Source organism: Microcoleus sp. CAWBG27 (assembly GCF_020883145.1).
Taxonomy (GTDB): Bacteria; Cyanobacteriota; Cyanobacteriia; order Cyanobacteriales; family Microcoleaceae; genus Microcoleus.
The window spans coordinates 1-18,790 of record NZ_JAHREU010000063.1 but is presented as its reverse complement, the minus strand read 5'-3'; the positions used below and the strand labels follow the sequence as shown (position 1 = coordinate 18,790).

The 18,790-nt window shown below is 45.5% G+C and carries 15 protein-coding genes; 8 read left to right on the top strand and 7 right to left on the bottom strand.

The annotated features are described in order from the left end of the window. Positions 1–604: 604 nt before the first annotated feature. Positions 605–787: a hypothetical protein gene (locus QZ938_RS26235; protein ID WP_293365655.1), complete on the top strand. Its 183-nt coding sequence runs from the start codon at positions 605–607 to the stop codon at positions 785–787. A 10-nt stretch (positions 788–797) separates the two neighbouring features. Then, the gene (locus tag QZ938_RS26230) at positions 798–4,259 is read left to right on the top strand and encodes a response regulator (protein ID WP_293151342.1); all 3,462 of its coding nucleotides are present in this window, start codon (positions 798–800) and stop codon (positions 4,257–4,259) included. On the opposite strand, the gene QZ938_RS26225 is transcribed toward QZ938_RS26230, so the two are convergent. The 3 genes from QZ938_RS26225 to QZ938_RS26215 form a co-directional block, all read right to left on the bottom strand. Further along, positions 4,192–5,646: a hypothetical protein gene (locus tag QZ938_RS26225; RefSeq protein WP_293354396.1), complete on the bottom strand. Its 1,455-nt coding sequence runs from the start codon at positions 5,644–5,646 to the stop codon at positions 4,192–4,194. The genes QZ938_RS26230 and QZ938_RS26225 overlap by 68 nt on opposite strands. Before the next feature lie 125 nt (positions 5,647–5,771). After that, entirely contained in the window at positions 5,772–6,392 is a 621-nt protein-coding gene (locus tag QZ938_RS26220) for a DUF3177 family protein (protein ID WP_293151344.1), read from the bottom strand. A gap of 308 nt (positions 6,393–6,700) precedes the next feature. After that, on the bottom strand, positions 6,701–6,937 hold the full coding sequence (locus QZ938_RS26215) for a Calvin cycle protein CP12 (protein WP_293151347.1): 237 nt from the start codon (positions 6,935–6,937) through the stop codon (positions 6,701–6,703). Positions 6,938–6,964: 27 nt separating this feature from the next. Between QZ938_RS26215 and QZ938_RS26210 the strand changes: the two genes are divergently transcribed. Next, positions 6,965–7,108, top strand: a complete 144-nt coding sequence (locus QZ938_RS26210; protein ID WP_293151350.1) for a hypothetical protein — start codon at positions 6,965–6,967, stop codon at positions 7,106–7,108. A gap of 291 nt (positions 7,109–7,399) precedes the next feature. Continuing rightward, a complete protein-coding gene (locus QZ938_RS26205) occupies positions 7,400–8,653 on the top strand; it encodes an FIST N-terminal domain-containing protein (protein WP_293354394.1) in 1,254 nt (417 codons plus the stop codon). Between the two features lie 852 nt (positions 8,654–9,505). Here the strand turns inward: QZ938_RS26205 and QZ938_RS26200 are convergent. After that, positions 9,506–11,521: an iron uptake porin gene (locus QZ938_RS26200; RefSeq protein WP_293354392.1), complete on the bottom strand. Its 2,016-nt coding sequence runs from the start codon at positions 11,519–11,521 to the stop codon at positions 9,506–9,508. A gap of 1,567 nt (positions 11,522–13,088) precedes the next feature. Here QZ938_RS26200 and QZ938_RS26195 point away from each other — a divergent pair. The 4 genes from QZ938_RS26195 (at position 13,089) to QZ938_RS26180 (ending at position 16,966) form a co-directional block, all read left to right on the top strand. Next, complete coding sequence (locus QZ938_RS26195) at positions 13,089–14,711, top strand: glycosyltransferase family 39 protein (RefSeq protein ID WP_293354390.1); 1,623 nt, start codon at positions 13,089–13,091, stop codon at positions 14,709–14,711. 5 nt (positions 14,712–14,716) lie between these two features. After that, positions 14,717–15,685, top strand: a complete 969-nt coding sequence (locus tag QZ938_RS26190) for a hypothetical protein (RefSeq protein WP_293354388.1) — start codon at positions 14,717–14,719, stop codon at positions 15,683–15,685. Between the two features lie 283 nt (positions 15,686–15,968). Continuing rightward, positions 15,969–16,505, top strand: coding sequence for a hypothetical protein (locus QZ938_RS26185; RefSeq protein ID WP_293354386.1), 537 nt, complete (start codon positions 15,969–15,971; stop codon positions 16,503–16,505). A gap of 20 nt (positions 16,506–16,525) precedes the next feature. Beyond that, the gene (locus tag QZ938_RS26180; protein WP_293354384.1) at positions 16,526–16,966 is read left to right on the top strand and encodes a hypothetical protein; all 441 of its coding nucleotides are present in this window, start codon (positions 16,526–16,528) and stop codon (positions 16,964–16,966) included. A gap of 47 nt (positions 16,967–17,013) precedes the next feature. Here the strand turns inward: QZ938_RS26180 and QZ938_RS26175 are convergent, their stop codons facing one another. Genes QZ938_RS26175 through QZ938_RS26165 form a run of 3 tightly spaced genes read right to left on the bottom strand, consistent with a single transcriptional unit; the run spans position 17,014 to position 18,659 of the window. Further along, complete coding sequence (locus QZ938_RS26175) at positions 17,014–17,442, bottom strand: hypothetical protein (protein WP_293354382.1); 429 nt, start codon at positions 17,440–17,442, stop codon at positions 17,014–17,016. A gap of 45 nt (positions 17,443–17,487) precedes the next feature. Continuing rightward, positions 17,488–18,261, bottom strand: a complete 774-nt coding sequence (locus tag QZ938_RS26170) for a hypothetical protein (protein ID WP_293363479.1) — start codon at positions 18,259–18,261, stop codon at positions 17,488–17,490. Beyond that, positions 18,237–18,659 (bottom strand): hypothetical protein, encoded by a 423-nt coding sequence (locus QZ938_RS26165; protein WP_293354378.1) that lies wholly within the window; start codon positions 18,657–18,659, stop codon positions 18,237–18,239. Before QZ938_RS26165 ends, QZ938_RS26170 begins: the two co-directional genes overlap by 25 nt. Positions 18,660–18,790 lie beyond the last annotated feature (131 nt).

Below are 18,790 nucleotides of genomic sequence, written 5' to 3'. Positions count from 1 at the left end.
TGATGGTTTACTGCCAAGATTAATATTTATATTGCAAAACATAATCTAACTTGGCGATTGTATGCGATAAAGTTTAGATGCGCTGCTATCAATATTTGAGCGTTCCCACGCTCATCTGCCGTTGTAACAAACTTCTAATAGTGGTGCGGGAAATAAGCCCGTTGAATGCTCTATCAGTAATTGCCCAACAAGCTCCGCTGGCATTCAACCGTCGCTGAAGTTAGCGGACATTTTCATTGTTGATAACGGCATAGTTGCAGGTAGTAAGTAACAATAACGGCGGGAAGGTCATTTAATGTGAATTGCGTTTGTACTTTGCATGGTTTTTTGATTTGACCTTGGTTGTTTGCGAGTTGTTGAACTTGCTATTCCCCAGTTGTAGCTGTGGGGAAAAGCGGTTTAACAGTCGCTTTTTCTAGTGACGCTTGTTTGAGGTAGCTTAGATGAGTGACACAAGAAAGGAAGTTGGCTAATATATTTTAATGGATGTAACAGATGGATGTTGAGAGTTGAGGGTTGAGGGTTGACTTAATTAGACATTCTATGAGGCCGCACTTAATTATGTAAAGTTGCAGGGAATAATTGTGTAGCGGAGATTTATATCATGAGGTACAATGCGTTCTATCGGGGAATTTGCCTATGTTTGACTCGGTGCTTTTTATTACATCATGCAGCCAGTATCGCTAATTTGGGCGGAATTCGCGATCGCCAATTAGCTCAAACTAAATTACTAATTACGCTCAAATGCAACAATCTGCGGATTTGGGCTGGATCTCAGAGAAGTTAGACTATTTATTATGTTAGTGAAAATAATTAGCAGATCGATCGCAAAAATATCTGGTACTGTGCCCCTCGGTTTAGCGCTGACATTACCATTCGTCGTGCAAACTTTCGCTGTAGTCGGTACAGTTGGATATTTGTCGTTCAAAAATGGACAACAAGCAGTTCAAAAACTCGCAGACAACTTGCAGGGCGAAATCAGTGGGCGCATTCAAGAACACCTCGCCCATTACTTAGAAAAACCTTACAATATCGTCCAACTCAACGCAGGTGCAGCTCAACTTGGGAAACTGAAACCTGAAGATTTTAGAGAAACTGAACGCTCGTTTTGGCAGCAGGTAAAAATATTTTCATCGGTGCGTCAAATCTATTTAGGGACGAAAGAAGGTCAGTTTATTGGAGTTAGTCGAGAAGAATTTGGTCAATTAGTTGCCAGAATTACAGAAAACTTTCCTCGACGTTCTTTTTATGAGCTGGATGCTTTTGGCGATCGAACGAAGCTGTTGCGTTTTGACCCAAATTATGATTTGCGAAATCGCCCTTGGTATATTGGTGCAACCGCAGCCGAATCACCGATATGGACTGCGATTTATACATTTTTTCAAGGCGATTTGGGCATCACGGTGGCTCAGCCATTTTATGATACTCAGGGGGACTTTCGCGGCATCATGGCCGTCGATATTCTTTTGGGTCAAATTAGCGATTTTCTCAGAAAAATCAAAATTAGTCGATCGGGTCAGGTATTTATTATGGAGCGATCGGGCGCTTTAGTAGGCAGTTCGACGGAGGAAAAACCGTACATTACTGACGCCAGTGGCAAATTGCAACGCTTGCCAGCAATTGATAGCACAAATACCTTAACTGCATCGGCAGCAAAACACATAATTAGTAGTTTCAACTTGAGCTTAGTTGAACCACCACAAAAGCTACAATTTAAACTTAACAATCAATCTAATTTTATACATATTATGTCCTATAAAGACCAGGTAGGACTGGATTGGTTGGTGGTGGTAGTAATTCCAGAAAACGATTTCATGGATGAAATCAACAGCAACACCCGCAGCACTATTTTACTTTGTATCGGTGCCCTATTTCTATCAATAATTATTGGAACTTTGACAGCGCGATCGCTCACAAAGCCAATTCTGCGATTAAACGCAGCAGCCAAAAACCTTGCCGAAGGCGAATGGGAACACACACTAGATCTGGATCTCGATCGCACCGACGAAATAGGCCAGCTAGCCAAATCCTTTAGCAGCATGGCATCTCAACTGCAAATATCCTTCGCTACCCTAGCAACTCAGAATCAAGAATTGCAGCAACTCGACAAACTCAAAGACGAATTCTTAGCCAACACTTCCCACGAATTCCGAACTCCCCTTAACGGAATGATCGGCATTGCCGAATCAATGATTGACGGCGCCACCGGAATGTTATCCGAAATTCAACAACAAAACCTCTCAATGATTGCCGCTAGCGGCAGGCGGCTCAACGAACTTGTTGACAATATTCTCGACTTTGCCCAACTCAAAAATCAGAAACTAGAATTGCAGCTTCAGAGTGTAGGATTGAGGTCGATTGTCGAAGTGATTCTTACCGTTTGCCAACATTTAACGGCTGGCAAAGATTTGCAATTAATTAATGCCATCGATTCAGATTTGCCATTAGTTTTAGCAGACGAAAACCGGCTGCAACAAATCCTCTACAATTTAATTGGAAATGCGATTAAATTTACGGAATCCGGCACGATAAAAATATCAGCAGCAATTGTAGATACCGACGGCGAAACATCTCTGGGAGTGTCCCCGTCAAATCTCCCAGAATCAAACCCAGATTTTCAAATAGCTGTCACGGTTTCCGACACAGGAATCGGAATTTCTGTCGCGAATCTCGATCGCATTTTTGAACCATTTGAACAAGGCGACGGTTCCACAGTTAGGCAATACGGGGGCACAGGCTTAGGTTTGACACTCTCCAAACAATTTGTCGAACTCCACGGCGGCAAAATATACGCAGAATCCCAAATCGACATCGGTTCGCGTTTCACATTTACCCTACCTCTTTCTCCCGAAACCATTCATCCTAGCGAATCCGGAATAAATCAGCAGCTAGCAGCGCCAATTCAGGATTCTGAATCCGCAAATAACAGAAATAAAACTTATTTATCCTGCGATTGGAATTTGCCTAAACCCGCTCCGAATCCATTAGAGCAAACCACTGCGCTATTAGAAGTCGAAAAATTTAAACTTTTGATAGTTGACGACGATCCAATTAACCTGCAAGTTTTAAACAATCACCTTTCTCTACAAAATTACAGTGTGATTCAGGCGCTCAATGGCGAACAAGCCTTATCACTCTTGGAAAGCGGGACGCATTTTGACTTAATCATTCTCGATATCATGATGCCCAGAATGTCTGGTTATGAAGTCTGCGCCAAACTGCGAGAGAAATACCCATCTCACGAGTTGCCCGTAGTGATGCTAACTGCCAAAAATCAAGTATCAGACTTAATATCAGGATTTCAATTCGGAGCGAATGACTATCTAACTAAACCCTTCTCGAAAGACGAACTGTTAACCAGAATTAAGTCTCACATCAATTTATCGCAAACTAATAGCGCCTACGGGCGATTTTTCCCCGATGCTTTCTTAGACTTTCTCAAAAAAGAAAGCATTGTGGATATCCAATTAGGGAATCATGTCAGCAAACAAATGGCAGTCATGTTTAGCGATATTCGCTCGTTTACTGCCCTTTCCGAAACGATGACTCCGCAACAAAACTTTGACTTTGTTAATGATTACCTGCGAGAAGTAAGTCCAAAAATTAGAGAACATCACGGCTTTATTGTCAAGTATTTAGGAGATGGGATGATGGCTGTTTTTCCCAACGGTGCTGACGATGCTGTCAAAGGTGGAATCGCTAAACTGCAACAAGTGTACGAATATAATGCCGATCGCGCACACAGCGGAGATCCACCGATTCAAGTCGGCGTAGGAGTGCATTTTGGTCACATGATGGTGGGTATAGTTGGGGAAGCGGAGAGAATGCAGGGAGATGCTTTTTCGGATAATGTCAATTTAGCCTCTCGTCTGGAAAGTCTCACTAAGTTATATGGAGTATCTTTGATAATTTCTGAGAAAGTTTTGGATAATTTGACGGATCGCGAACAGTATCAAATCCGTTTTTTAGATAGAGTAATTGTTAAGGGCAAACAGCAGCCAATTTCTATCTATGAAGTCCTCGATGCAGAAACAGAGTTGCTTAGGGAAATGAAGTTACAAACTCAGGCTGATTTTGAACGGGGTTTAGAACATTATCGCTCTCACGAATTTAAGGCTGCTAAAATCTGTTTTTATCAAGTTTTAGCCGTTAATCCTGACGATAAAACGGCGGCACTGTATTTGGAGCGAGTCAATCATTTGATTGAGAGAGGCGTACCGGAAAATTGGTCTGGGGTTTGGACTTTAACTCAGAAGTGATATCGTAGTATCGGTAGATAGTAGATTTGCGGGTTTCAAACAACTTAAGAATTGAGTCAACGACAATTTCTGTAACGATGGGGTTAAAGTCGGTAATAAAGTCATCGGCTTCCAGATTTGCCCTAAAAAATTGCTTAGCCCGATCGCACTGATAGCGCATTTCGTCAAATCCGACAATTTTGACCATAAACGTTGCTAGGGGGGAGTTTTCCAAATCGGTATTAGAAGTGCTTTTCGCCCGCCCATTTTCTAATAAATTGAATACTTCTGTTTCTAAAAGAGTTTGAGGTTGGCGAGGTTTCTCTATTTCAGGAAAAAAGCTTTCCAGACGGATGCCTTTATCGGCTCTATCTGGCAATTCTCCCATCATCATGGCCAGAGAAACATCGAGTCCCAAACCTGAAGAAAGAGCTTCCAGCAGGGAGATAGCGGCCAGTTTGCACCCCAGATAAAGCTGGGCAATTTCGAGATTGTACCTAGCAGTAGTTTCCCAGCGTTGATATGTGCGATCGTCTGGGAATCCCTCAAACTGCCGAAAAATCACCTCGGGCTGGAGATAAGTCAGAAAACCCTCCATCTTCAGCAAAGCAACTCGGTAGTCGCGAACGGTATAAAAACCGTAGCTGGTGATATTGTGATTAGTTTCCGGTAATAAATTCCAGGTATTTGCCAAAAAATGGGCTGAACTTTCGTGAGCAAAACTAATTACATCCCGGTTGGCAATTCGCACAGCTTTTTTCACTGTTTCCCGTATTTGCTCATCAGTTAAACTGAGGTGCAACAGGCTAGTTATTGCTTGCAAGCGGTCATAAAGGCGCCCAGTTGCGGTTACTCCCCACTCGGCGGAGCGAAACGGAATTGTTTCTTCAATGCAGGCGGCAATTTGAAGCAATTGCTCGGGCTTGAGAAATGGTTCGAGAGATTTTGCTGCAACTAAAGCGCTGAGAAATTCGTTTTGTCCGGCGAAGGGATTGAGCACTTCTCCGGGTACAAAACCGAATACGAGCATTACCATTTCTAAGGTAGCATCAGCAGGGAGTTCAGATTGCTCCCGAATCCGTAGCTGTTTGTTAACCTCTTTGGTAACAGGAGTGATGTAGTAGCTGACGTTAAAGTTAATGCTGCGATCGACTTGTACGTAGACGATATCGTGAAATAAAGCTGCCAAAACCTCGATCGCATCTTCATTTCCCCCCACCTCAAAAATATGTTCGGGAGTATGGAAAAACCGCCAGGGCCCTGTCATTGGCTGAACTATAAGTTCGGCAATCCGAGCTAGTTCGGTTGGTTCGACTTCTGCGTTGAGGCGAGCGATCGCCCAAATCAGCTTTTCTAAGCATTGTAAGTATGCTTCTTTGCTATCAATCACAGTCTTTTCCACTAACATTACACCCACTTCTACCATCCTCTTATTGTTTTTATTTTTCCGTAAATTTGCCCCGTTTTTTATTTCTGAGTTTTTTTGAATAGATTAACAGGAATTTAGGAAGCAAATACTTCCTTGAAATCAACTTAATTCCCTGTAGCGGATCTGCCTTGTTTTCCCAATCTAATTAGGACAAAGTATGATAAGTAAACTACATAAATTGCTAAACCAGTCAATCCCAGAAATCCCAAAAATTGAGGGCTTGCCTTAGCATGAAACATCTGTTTGTACAGCCAAGGCGGGTCAAACCAAATGCTGCAAAAAGGTTCGTCAATTACTTGTATTTGAGATTTAAAGGCACAGGTTAAGAAGGGAATTTGAGCTAGAGCGCCCAAACCGCTGTAAACAGTAATCGCCCACCGCCAAGCTGTAAAAGCCAGCTTTAAAGACGACTGCGGTCGATCGGCAATTTCGTCGTTTAAGTCTTCCCAAAACCACAGACAAGCAGGAATCAATGCCCTCCCCATCACCGACGACACAAAGCTTACAGGCAGTGCAGCCATCATCAGGTAAAGTGTAATTGCCAACAAACTCGCCACCCGCCAATAAATCATCAACAAACGGGCGATCGCGTCAGCTTTGGCAAAAACAGCCCAAATCAGCACTACCAGCGGGATCGAAATGGTTAATAACACAGATAACCGGTAATCCATCCACACAAGTGGTTGAAACCAAGGTCTGGTGGCTGCCAATAAAAGACTAAACATCTTTGGGAAAATATACTTACTTATTTGTGACAGATTTTACTACAAAAACGCTCAAAAATCAGAGATAAGATAAGACGGCGGTTGAAACCGCGTCTATAAAAACGAAGTCCGAGCTCAGAGGGACTGAAGAAGAAGATCGCGTAATTTTAAGCGTCGGTTATTCAACCCGCGGAGGCGGGTTTTGTCTGTGTAGACGCGGTTTCAACCGCCCGGTCTTCTTGCCAAGGTAATTGATAAACTGATGAAAAAATCCCGCGCCAAAAGTTAATTTTGGCGCGGGATCGAAGGGAGAGAGCTAAATTGCTCGTTTATTCGTCGTAGATGCGGCACTCAGCAGCGTCAGGATTGTCGTCGCAATACTTTTCAAAAGAATTCTTAGGTTTGACTTGCTTTTGGTGGGAAGCTTCAGCTTGCAGTTCTTCAACTGCGTCCCAGGCTGCTGCACATTCCCCGGAAGTAGCGCCCTTCAAGTCACAGACGGTACGAGCGCTTTCTAGTTCTTCTTCAATTTTTTCTTCGATGTTGCCTGCGGGTGTTGTTGTCATAAGTTCTTGGTATGAAAGGTTTTCTTTTTGGATGTTAGCTTGTGTTTGACTTGCCGTTTCTGTCTGGCGATCTCAACTAATACTAGCTTGAGATGTGCTGCTGTGGCAGCCCAGATAGAAATCATCCATCACTGCGATCGCAGCAGCCGTCTTTACTTCCTGCTTTACTGAGATCCCGTCGGCGGGTTCTAGTCCACAGGCCTGAATGCAGGTTGAGCCGACCTGACTTTTGATGAAAACATTACACGAAGTTGGTGTGTCAAACTGTATTGAGCTTTATCTTTTAAGATTTTGCTGAACGTGGCTTTTAACACAAAACAGATTGAGTCTCGACTCATGTTAACTTATGTTAACACGATCGCGGACTCGGAGGGGAATCGATCGCCCCAGAAAACCGTCCCGCCAGTGGCCTGTTACGGTTAGCCTAAGTATAGAAATAGTTTTTATAGAGAACTTTGCCTTATGTACACCGAACACCAAATGCAATGGGTCAGTGCTTTATCAACCCGTCCGTCTTTGGAATCAGCCCTGAAAGAAGTTGTAGAACAAGCCGATCGCGAATTACAAGGCCCGGCAGATTTAGCGCTGATCTTTATCTCATCTGCCTTTGCTAGCGAGTATTCTCGGCTGATGCCTTTACTGCGAGAACTGCTGCCCGTGCCCGCGATTTTGGGCTGCGGTGGGGGAGGAGTCATCGGCACGAACCGGGGCGGGCTCACCGAAGAAGTTGAGGGTTCTCCAGCAGTCAGCCTGAGTTTAGCCCGCTTACCGGGAGTAAACGTCAGAACATTTCACGTCGGTGCAGAACAACTGCCGGACTTGGATAGTCCCCCGGATACTTGGGTGAATGTCTTAGGTGTCCCAGCCCAGGAAGAACCGCAGTTTATCATCTTGGCAGACCCATTTTCCTCACAAATTAACGATTTGCTCCAAGGACTCGATTATGCCTATCCGGGCGCGCCGAAGGTAGGAGGACTGGCCGGCGGGGACGGTGCGGGCAGAGGTGCGGCGCTGTTTTGCGACTATCAGTTGTACCGAGAAGGGACGGTGGGAGTGGCTTTGAGCGGGAATATAGTTCTGGAAACGATCGTCGCGCAAGGCTGTAGACCGATCGGGCATCCCTATCGGGTGACGGAAGGAGAGCGCAATATTTTGCTGAAACTCGAAGAACAAACCGACGATATGGGCAGCAGGGGCATCGAGCGATCGCCCTTAGACGCCCTGCGAGAGTTAGTTCAAACTTTGAGCGAAGCAGATCGAGAATTAGCGCAGCACTCGTTATTTGTCGGCTTAGTCAGCGATGAATTCAAGATGACATTAGAGCCTGGGGATTTTTTAATCCGCAATTTGTTAGGTGTAGATCCGAAAGTGGGGGCAATTGCGATCGGCGATCGAGTCCGTCCCGGACAGCGCATCCAATTTCACCTGCGGGACGCCCGCACCTCCGCAGAAGACCTAGAAATGCTGCTCTCTAGGCATCAGCGGGCAGCCGAGGACAGAGGTAAATCCAGCGCCGGGGCCTTGATGTTCTCCTGTCTGGGGCGCGGGGAAGGGCTTTACGGTCAATCGAACTTTGACTCGCGACTGTTCGGCCGATACCTCAAAAACATCCCCTTGAGCGGCTTTTTCTGCAACGGCGAAATCGGCCCCGTCGGCGGCAGCACATTTCTGCACGGTTACACATCCGTATTTGGGATTTGCCGCCAAAATTCCTAATCTTGCTGGCTCAAGGGCGATCGAATAGGTTCGTAGAGGCAGACGGCGGTTGAAACCGCGTCTAGACAAACGAAGTCCGCCTCCGCGGACTAACGCTCTTTTGTCACTCCAGAAAAATAAAAATTGCAGCCAACTGATGAAACTTATACTCAATGGGCAATCTGGCGATCGCAAACTGATAGGAACCCATACCTCAAGCTCAAAAGGGGAAAGTCTCTCGGTGTAAAAGTTCCAGGTTTTTATATGACGAGAGTGACGAAAGAGCGCTAAAGAAAATCAAGAATTCCAACCCGCAGGGAGTGGATTTTGTGTCCATAAATGCGATCTTAACCGCTGACTCTTCAACCTGCGGAGGCAGGTTTTGTTTTTATAGACGCGGTTTCAACCGCCGGGGTCTTCTGGGAGTGGATTTTGTGTCCATAAATGCGATCTTAACCGCTGACTCTTCAACCTGCGGAGGCAGGTTTTGTTTTTATAGACGCGGTTTCAACCGCCGGGGTCTTCTGGGAGTGGATTTTGTGTCCATAAATGCGATCTTAACCGCTGACTCTTCAACCTGCGGAGGCAGGTTTTGTTTTTATAGACGCGGTTTCAACCGCCGGGGTCTTCTGACTCTTCAACCTGCGGAGGCAGGTTTTGTTTGTATAGAAGCGGTTTCAACCGCCCGGGTCTTCTGATCTGCATAAATGTGATGTTAACTGTTCACTCTTCAACCTGCGGAGGCAGGTTTTGTTTGTATAGAAGCGGTTTCAACCGCCCGGGTCTTCTGATCTCAAGCGTATTGACCCATAACCAAAAACTAAAAGCGGCAGTCACCTGCCGCTTTTAGCTCTAACTAGATATCGGGAAACCTTAGAAACTAAAGGTTGTCCGCAGGACTCCTACCCAGATATCATCATTCTGTTTGTTGTGTTCTGGATTCAGAATCACGTAAACGCCCGGTGTCACCGAAATAAAGTCATTAACTTGGAAGCGATAGAAACCCTCTAAGTGATAAGAGGTGTCGCGGTCTCTTCTGACATCGCTCTGAGTAACTTTTGGCGGTACGCCGGCAATAAAACCGAGGAGGTTTCCAGGCTTGCCAAAATCTGGCAGGGCCAAGAAAAGAGCACCATTTTGAATAGTAGCGTCTCGATCTGCGCCACGTTCTTGGTGAGCCTTGGTGTAACCGTACCAACCACCCAACTGGAAGCGCGGGCTGGGTTTGAGGTTAAGTTGTACGCCAAAGTTATCTGATGCAGTGGATATTTGACCGAAGGGACGGTTAGCCAAGGAACTCCCGGTACTGCCCATGATCGCAACATCGCCACCCCGATTGTATTTCCGGTTGTAAGTTGCACCAATGTCAATAAATTTGCCCAGGGAGAAGTTGAGCTGACCCAAAGCGCTGAAAGAACCGTCGAAAACGCCCCGACCATTAGCTGGGTTGGGAGCGTCGCCGTCGGAGGCGAGATAGGCTACTGTAGCTCTGACGGCGCCGAAGTTGTATTTCAGAGCAGCACCTGCTCCTTCGGGGCCGCGGAACACTGCTGGGTTGTAACGTCCAAAGGCGGAGAGAGCGCCGGTGCCAGGACTTTCCAAGGGAGCATTCAGCTCAGCAACGTCATCGAGCCTCAGTCCTTTCGGGCCGAACCAGACTGTAGCGTTGCCTGCGGGGAAGCGATACCACAATTGATCCAGGGAGAATTGGCTGCCGTCTTCGCCGGTGATGGCGAGGCGAGCCATGTTCGTATTAGTGGCAGTGGCTGCACCGTAGTTGGGGATGTTTCTAGCTTGCAAGCGGGTTCTGAGCAAGTCTTTGCCGGTGAAGCTGGTGTTGAAGTTCAACCGCACCCGGTAGCCGAGGGTGGTTGTAGTTTTGTCGTCGTGCTTGCCGACACCATCTCCGAAGCTGTCGCTGGCGAGAAAAATGGCTTCTCCTGCCAGTTTGGTTGTGGTGGAGAACTGGTTGGCTTCGAGTTCTGCGGTGCGAGCTTCCAGGCCGTCTACTCGTCCGCGCAGGGTAGCGAGTTCGGCTGCAAATTCTTCTTGCAGGCGTTGCAGGATGGCTAAGTCGTCTTTGGTGACGAAGGTCGATGTTGCCGAGCTAATTTGCTTGGTTACTTGGTCTAAGCAAGCGTTGACGCCGGCTGCAAATTCGTAGCGAGTCAGGGCGCGGTTGCCGCGGTAGGTTCCGTCGGGATAGCCGACGATACAACCGTAGCGTTCGACTAGGGATTGCAGGGCTTGGAATGCCCAATCTGTCGGCCGCACGTCGGAGAGCTGAGAGACCGATGTCACTTGGGACATGGCTCCAGATGGTTCGGCGGGCAGGGCTTGGGGTGCTGCTGGGACGATCGGGCCGCCCATGCCTGCGGGTGCTGTCTGAGCAATTTCTACCTTGGCGGCTGGGGTGCTAGCAATTGCTGGCACTTCAGTTTTGGCGGTTGCTGTCGGGGTGCTTTCCACTGCCAAGTCTGAGGCTTGGGGCAATGGTTGGGCTGTGGTGACAGCAGGTAGGGGAGCGATCGCTGCCGCTGTTGTGGCGGGGGCGATGGGCGCTGCTGCATTGATGTCGATCGCTGCTGTTTGCAGTTCTGTGGCGCTGGTTTCTGGTGCGATTGCTGCCAGTTTTTCGGCGTCTGCGGAGTTGGCTTCAGCAGTTTCGGCCGCCGGAGCGATGCTGTTTAAAGCCAGCTTTTCTGGGGCAGCAGGGGTTGCTGCAACTGGTTCTACAATTTTTGACTCAGATGGCTGTGCTGTTGCTACCTGGTTGGCTTCAGCAGTTGCGGTCGCGGTTTCGGCTGCGATCGCAGCGGTACTGACGACTGATGATAGCCCCAGAATTGCCGGGGATACTAGAAGTAAATTCCAAAAAGTTCTGTTCATTTTCCTCACACCTTCACACTCTATTCAACTCGATTCAACTCGATCGGCAATGCCCAACTGATACTTTTTGTGGTTCATTGCCTGTTGACATTGACACTCCTCGACTATCAAGGTACGAGGATTCTTGGGCTGAATCGTGCCTCTACCAACAATGTCAGTTTTGGTCTTACAGTTTCATGTCTAGTCCGACTACACCTTTTACAGCAAGCACTCTTACGGACTACTCCCCAAGCGTAAATTCGCGTGTGTCCCACGCTATTTGATTTTTATTTGCTCTTACCGTGTGGATTTGGTTTTTACCATTGACGGTTAAAGATTTTGAGATCGCCCAGGAGGACGTTCAACCTGTTTCCTCACGTTCTCACGGTCAGCAACCTACGAATACTATAGCAGAAAGCCGTCGAGCGAAGGACGGGGTTTTAAACCCAAATTTCTGATAACTGACAGAATAGAACCTATCGATAACTGTTGATGCACAGTAGGCGTGTATAGTTCCTGCTTGAACGTAGAAGGCTGGCCCTTTTTACGGCCTAGACCTCAATTCAGGTCAAGCCCACTTTACACTACGCTTGATTATACCATCACTTGCTAATTTCATCTCTCGATCGCCAGACTTGCTTGAGTTGCTTTCTCCGACAGGGCGATCGACAACTGGTGGTAGGGGTTAGACCACAATTAGCCTCAAACTGACAAATACTGATAGTCCTTGCTTATGTCTGAGTTAACAGACAGTTATCGGTAGGATTAGGGCTGCTTGTCGCATTCCTTATACAGCTTTCGATCCTATTATGTCAAGCTTTTTAACCTAACTTTAAACCTCGCGGCCCGGACGGGGTTATTTTTCCGCCAGCAGTGGGGAACGAAAGGTTAAACGCTGCTAGATGCACCCGTGGGAGCAAAATACCAGTCTTGACTAATTTGGGTGTTCTGATGCGCCCAAGGGCCGAGACTTGCCAGGGCGATCGGCATTTTTGAGATAGCCCGTTCGGCGGGTTTAATTTGCCACTATTAATTTGCCACTATTTTAACACATTTTTTTGTAGTCTGACAGTGGCAGCCGACTGAATATCTGTGACCTAAAATTAAAGTTTTGTTCCCTCGCTGCGAAGGAGTTTTACAGCCAGTTATTTTTTTGGCACAGCCGATGTCTTTCAAATCACCTTTTGTATGTGATTTATGCTACCGAACAAGGAGCTATTGATCCTTCAGCATTCCTGGACGCATCAACCCGGTCAAATGGATGAAAATACTTGCTTCGAGCTATTCGCGCGCAGTAAAAAAAACGGTGTATCAGAGTAAAAATTGTCTCCTCGACTTTCCCCATTGACTGCTAACAGAATAAATAAGGCTCACAAATTATTAGAGGGAGATCTTATACCATTTATCTAAAATTGTGCAACACTCTTTGACCCCCCCCCTAACCCCATGAATCAGGGGGGGGACAAGAATACTGTTGCATTCTTTTTTTAAATTGGTATTACAACCTGTAGGTTTGGCAATCCACTCAACCTCGCTCTGGTATGTTACATTGAGGCGCAGCATCTATCTTTTGTGACACCTTCCATCTATGACTTTGATTAAAAGCAAACTGGGCTTCTTAGTAGTTATCTTATTGATATTAGGATTGTTTTTTCGATTCACCAACATCGACACAAAGTTTTATTGGTATGATGAAGTATTTACTTCCCTGCGGATTTCGGGATACACGCAAACAGAAGTGCTGCATGAAATAAGCAGCGTTCAGTTAGTCGGCGCACAAGATTTGATGAAATATCAGCGCTCCAATCCCGCAAAAAATTTTGGCGATACAATTAAAGGTATTGCCATTGAAGAACCTCAACTGCCACCTCTATATTTTCTGGCAGTCAAGTATTGGGGAAAACTATTCGGTGATTCTCCTTTATCGACCAGAAGTTTCTCAGTTTGGGTGAGTTTGTTAGCCTTTCCCGCTCTGTACTGGCTGTGCCGAGAATTGTTTCCTGCACCGGAAGTAGCCTGGATAGCCGTGGGATTGCTAGCAGTTTCTCCCTTGCACGTGCTTTACGCTCAAGAAGCTCGTCCCTACAGTTTGTGGCCGGCGCTGGTTTTGGCTTCTTGTGCGTCTCTGTTGCGAGCAATGCGGCTTCAAACTAAACTGAGTTGGAGCATTTACGCAGTAGCAACTATTCTGGGATTTTACACTCACTTGTTTAGCCTGTTAGTTGCCTTAGGACACGTAATTTATGTATGCGTCATCGAAGGTTGTAGGTTGACTGACAAGGTAGTTAATTACCTGATAGCAAGTGCTTTGTCTTTGTTAGCTTTTCTGCCTTGGATAGCAATTTTAGTAGTGAACGAAAAAGCGGCAACGGAGGCAACACGTTGGGCGAATGGAGACAGTAGCCTGCTATCTTTAGTTAATAATTGGAGCGGAAATATCGGTCGTATTTTTTGGGATTTTGGGCTAAATTCTCAGGCTGCATCAATATCTTTGATTGCCTTGATGGCAGCGACTTTGATTTTATTGGCAATCGTGGGGTATGCGGTTTATTTTCTGTGTTGTGAGACAAAGAAACAGGTTTGGCTGTTTTTGCTGGTGTTGATGGCGGTGACAGCAGTGGCAGTGATGCTTCCAGATGTTATATTGGGAGGAATCCGATCGACTAAACCTCGCTACCTATTTCCGACTTATTTGGCGATGCAAATATCTGTGGCTTACCTGTTAGCGACTAAAATTAGCGCGCTGGGCGTGCCAAGCTGGAAACGGCAGATGTGGAAAGTTCTGACAGTTGTACTGCTAACGGGATCTGTGTTGTCGAATGCTGTTAGTTCTCAAGCCGAGACTTGGTGGACGAAGGAATTGGGCCGGGAAAATCCCGTAATTGCTCGGAGGATCGATCGTGCTCCAAAGCCGCTGGTTGTCAGTGATATCTCGGAAGTCACTCTGGGAAATATACTGTCAGTGAGTCATTTGTTAGAGCCGAAAGTGATGTGGCAATTGGTGTTGCTTGACCCCGAAGGACGCCGTCAAGCTCAGTTGCTAGACGCACCCGCGATACCCAAAATTCCCAGCGGTTTTAGCGATGTTTTTGTTTACGGGCGAACGCAGAATTTTAGTGCTAAGCTGGCAAAAATGCACAACTCGAAAATAGATGTGCCGAAAAAACAAACAATCCAAATGCTGTGGGTTGGCAAGTTAGAAAAAGAGTGAGAGTTATGGAAGATTTTGGTATTATTATTGCCTGCTGCGACCAGGATTATCTGTTTGCTAAGGGTTGCTGTGCTAGCATTCGATATTTCCTGGGAGATGTACCGATTTGTTTGTTGATTGACGGTACGTTTTCTGTGAGTGCTTTGGAAAAGTCTTACGGGGTGCGAGTTATCGATCGCACAAACGTTTCCCAAGAGGTTCTCAGAAAGAGGAGTTTTGGCTGGGGCAAAACTAAAATGATTGCTTTCTGGGAAAGCCCTTGGTCGAATTTTATGGTGTTGGATGCCGATACAATCGTCTGGGGCGATGTTCTGAAATTGGCTAATTTTAAAGAATTTGATTTTACGATAGATAAGCCTTGTTACGATTACTCGGATGCTGATGTTTCGGAATTTTTCTTTGATATTCCGGGCGTTGAAAAGCATTTCCCGAACTTTCGGTGGGCCGAATCGCGATCGAACTATTTCTGCACGGGTACTTTTTTTGCTAAACGCGGTATTTTTAGCTTGGAAGAATACATAGAAATTTTAGATTTTACGGAGGTCAATCCGGGGATATTTAAGTACGGAGAAATGGGTTTTTTGAACTTTATGATTTTCCGAGCGGCCCAAGAAAATCGGCTGCGGGTGCAGAATGTGGATATGCAGTTATTGGTGCCGGATTTTGACCAGGATTTGCTGAGAAAGCAGTTTCCGGTGGCAGAAAACGGGCCTGCGGGCGATCGCGAGTCGGCGACTGTGATTCACTGGTGCGGGCCGAAGCCGACTTTATCGACATCTAAAGTTTACTCGGAACCGATGAATTTTTGCCGCCGCAAGTGTCAGGAGGATGCTTGGAACCGCACGGGTTTGGCTGCGGAGGTGTCGCTGCAAGTTGAGGATTTGCAGCGATCGATCTACGTGTATAAGAATAAGTTTAAGAAGAAGTTTCGGCAGTTGATATCTTCCCCGGTTAGAAAGTTGGGGGATTCTTAGAAGTTGCGGCTACGGGATCTATAAGAATCCCGTAGCCGCAACTACGGTATAATTTACTGGCTAAAATCATTAGGTTTGAGACAGTAAATCGTCGATTATCCAGCACGGAAAAAACCATTTTTCATTGAGAATCATTCTAATGGACTAGCGCTATAGCGGACTCGGCATTTAAAAAAGCTACTCCACAAGCTTGCCTTTGCCTACGCGGACTAAAACATAAATGGAATATTTAACCTGGATTTACTATGAGATTCTAGATTTAGCGAACGCTAAGGACTGAAAAATGCCAACCCAATCGACAACTGGTTCTGAGGACGAAAATCAAACAAAGCTCGTGTTTGTAGGTAGAGTTTTGCTTGCTCGTAACACTATTTATTATATCCGTAATATCAGCAGTGTTCAGGTTAGCAAAAAATCCCAAACCTTGACAAAAAAACTACCTAATTGGTACTGGATATTCCTAGGAATTGGTCTGGCAACTATCCCCGTCAATATAAATGTATTTCCCTTGCCAATGGCATTATTTATTTTCTTAATGTGTGACTATATAATAAATCGAGTTCAAATCATAGAAAAGTATGGGATTACGATTGAAATGAATTCTGGTTCCATTTCTATGTTTTTTGTAGGTGAAAAAAAGTTTATAGATGAAGCTATTATCAAATTATATGAGATTCTAAATGAGAAAGAGTCCAAACCGCTGATTTTTGACTTCAGTCGGAATATAATTAACGATAACTCTATCGAGGTGGAACAAGCTATAGGCACAGCTTTAAATTCCGGTAATGTGAGCGGAAATATTAATACCCAATCCAACTAATTAACAGGAGAAGATTGAAGATGCAGAACCGTTCTAAAAATCATTCAACCAACAAGTCAATCCGTGTCGGTCAATCTGATAGCAGCGCGATCGTCTCCGGCAGAGTTAATGGTAACATCACAATTAGTTCTAACTCTACCCATCAGAGTGGCAACTTTGGTGTGGGTGCAAACAATGGAACAATCGGCACCGACAAACTGGCTGGAACTATTAATGAAGCGCCATCGCAGAGCCCTTGCAAACAAAATGAGGTTTTGCGAGTACCCAAATTCCTGCTTTATGCCATAGACCATGCACAACGCTTTATGTTTGGGTGGCAGTTTTTCGCAGTCATCTTCGTTTTGCTGATGGCAATAATTGCAGGAATCGGAACACAAATTTACTTCGATGGTCTGCTGGCGAAGCAGAAAGAACAAACTACTCAGCAAAAACTCGCACCAACTGATCCGGAGCTTAAATAAGCTAAGAGACTTGCAACCTCAGCGCCACCAGAGAGAGCGCGTTGAGGTTAACTTCCCTTAGTTTCCTGCCAATCTGCCAACGCACCGATGACAAAACTAGCAGCCGGATGGTTAAGCAACTGTTCAAATGCCGAAATGCCTCCAGCTTTCAGGGCGCTAAGGATTCGACCAGCTAACGTTGGATTGCTGTCAATTTGCGAAATGGCTTCAGTGGCAATTTGCATCTTGCCCATCGTAGTATTAGTTGGGTAAGACTTCTCCAGTTGTTCGAGTAATTGCTGGATTTCAGCAGCAACTTCTGCAAGGTTCCGTTGCTGGGCTTCGTTGATAACTCCAGCGATTTTCGCACCGGACTGAATTGTGCCACCACTCATGTGACCGATGCCGAAGTTTCCGCTCTGGTTGTATCCATACGCTTGACCACCGGAAACATTAATACCAACATTCTCAGGATCGGGCTGATTTTGATTTGACATAACTGAGTAACTCCTTATTGCAATTGAATCGAGGACTTATTAAATTTATTCGTACTTTGACAAACTTTCTTGTCTCGTTGTAACTTGATTAGGTGATTTAGATTGACCCAGATTTACGTAAATAGGAAGAACTTGATTATTCATCACACTTTTTTGATACAAAGATTCATCTTCTTTTGTTAAATAAAAATCAATTTTTTCCCTCAACTGAGGTTTTCCTTGAGCTTTTGTCCACGCATAGATTCTTAAGGTGTACGACCCTTCTCTGATTTCTATTTTTTCTCCTCTAAGAGGACTCCAATCAAATCTAACAAATTTAGTTAGAGATGATTGAGATTGAAGAGCCAGTGGGTGTGCCATCGTGTCACTTTCCCATCGACTACCCCCATCTAAGAATTTTACAAAACTATTCCAGGCAATGTCAAAACATTTAGTAGGATTTTCTTTACGTTCTATTAAAAATTTTATTTCTTCGATTGAGCTTCCTTTAGGACTCCAGTTGGAGAAGGTGATTGGCAATATAAAAGATAATCCGCCCCATTCTCTTCCAAGTTCTGTATCTAAATAAGTATTTGCAATTATAAAAATTCTGCCCACCAACATTCTACCTTGAGAGGGCTTCAAATAAGCAAAATATGCAGTCAGAATTGATATTACTAAACTGAGAAAGGCGATAGTCATTGAAACAATATCAGCAATTTTCATATTCTTAGCACTGAAATATAGAAGAGACAAGAAGAAAGAATTTTTGAAATAATAATGAAACCCAAACCCACCTCTATACAATCTTGAGGTTAACTTTCCTTCGTTTCCTGCCAATCCGCCAACGCACCGACGAGAAAACTGGCAGCCGGATGGTTGAGCAACTGTTCAAAGGCCAAAATGCCCTCAGCTTTTAGGACACTGAGGATTCGAGCAGCTAGCGTCGGATTGCTGTCAATTTGCAAAATGGCTTCGGTAGCAATAGCCATTTTGCCAGCAGTTGTATTAGCCGGATGGGACTTTTCCAAGTTTTCGAGTAATTGCTGAATTTCAGCAGCAGCTTCAGCGAGGTTCCGTTGCTGGGCTTCGTTGATGACCCCAGCTACTTTTGCACCGGACTGAATCGTGCCACCGCTCATGTGACCGATGCCGAAGTTTCCGCTCTGCTGGTAGCTATCCCCAATCTGTTCGTCGTGATTTTCGCTTCTTCGATCGAAGATGTTTGATCCAGTCATGGTTGCTGCGTATCGGCTCAATAAGTAGGGGTAGCAGTTAATCTGGCTGCCAAGACAATCCCAAGGGATAAAGAGCAGATTTGGAGCGAATAATAGTGGACAGAGAGGGAATAACTCCAAGTTGAGAAATT

Bases quoted from the DNA above. Each gene is read 5' to 3' on its own strand.
- QZ938_RS26235 (WP_293365655.1), top strand. From the start codon at position 605: ATGAGGTACAATGCGTTCTATCGGGGAATTTGCCTATGTTTGACTCGG.
- QZ938_RS26200 (WP_293354392.1), bottom strand. From the start codon at position 11,521: ATGAACAGAACTTTTTGGAATTTACTTCTAGTATCCCCGGCAATTCTG.
- QZ938_RS26195 (WP_293354390.1), top strand. From the start codon at position 13,089: ATGACTTTGATTAAAAGCAAACTGGGCTTCTTAGTAGTTATCTTATTG.
- QZ938_RS26180 (WP_293354384.1), top strand. From the start codon at position 16,526: ATGCAGAACCGTTCTAAAAATCATTCAACCAACAAGTCAATCCGTGTC.
- QZ938_RS26205 (WP_293354394.1), top strand. From the start codon at position 7,400: ATGTACACCGAACACCAAATGCAATGGGTCAGTGCTTTATCAACCCGT.
- QZ938_RS26225 (WP_293354396.1), bottom strand. From the start codon at position 5,646: ATGTTAGTGGAAAAGACTGTGATTGATAGCAAAGAAGCATACTTACAA.
- QZ938_RS26165 (WP_293354378.1), bottom strand. From the start codon at position 18,659: ATGACTGGATCAAACATCTTCGATCGAAGAAGCGAAAATCACGACGAA.
- QZ938_RS26175 (WP_293354382.1), bottom strand. From the start codon at position 17,442: ATGTCAAATCAAAATCAGCCCGATCCTGAGAATGTTGGTATTAATGTT.
- QZ938_RS26185 (WP_293354386.1), top strand. From the start codon at position 15,969: ATGCCAACCCAATCGACAACTGGTTCTGAGGACGAAAATCAAACAAAG.
- QZ938_RS26215 (WP_293151347.1), bottom strand. From the start codon at position 6,937: ATGACAACAACACCCGCAGGCAACATCGAAGAAAAAATTGAAGAAGAA.
- QZ938_RS26230 (WP_293151342.1), top strand. From the start codon at position 798: ATGTTAGTGAAAATAATTAGCAGATCGATCGCAAAAATATCTGGTACT.
- QZ938_RS26190 (WP_293354388.1), top strand. From the start codon at position 14,717: ATGGAAGATTTTGGTATTATTATTGCCTGCTGCGACCAGGATTATCTG.
- QZ938_RS26220 (WP_293151344.1), bottom strand. From the start codon at position 6,392: ATGTTTAGTCTTTTATTGGCAGCCACCAGACCTTGGTTTCAACCACTT.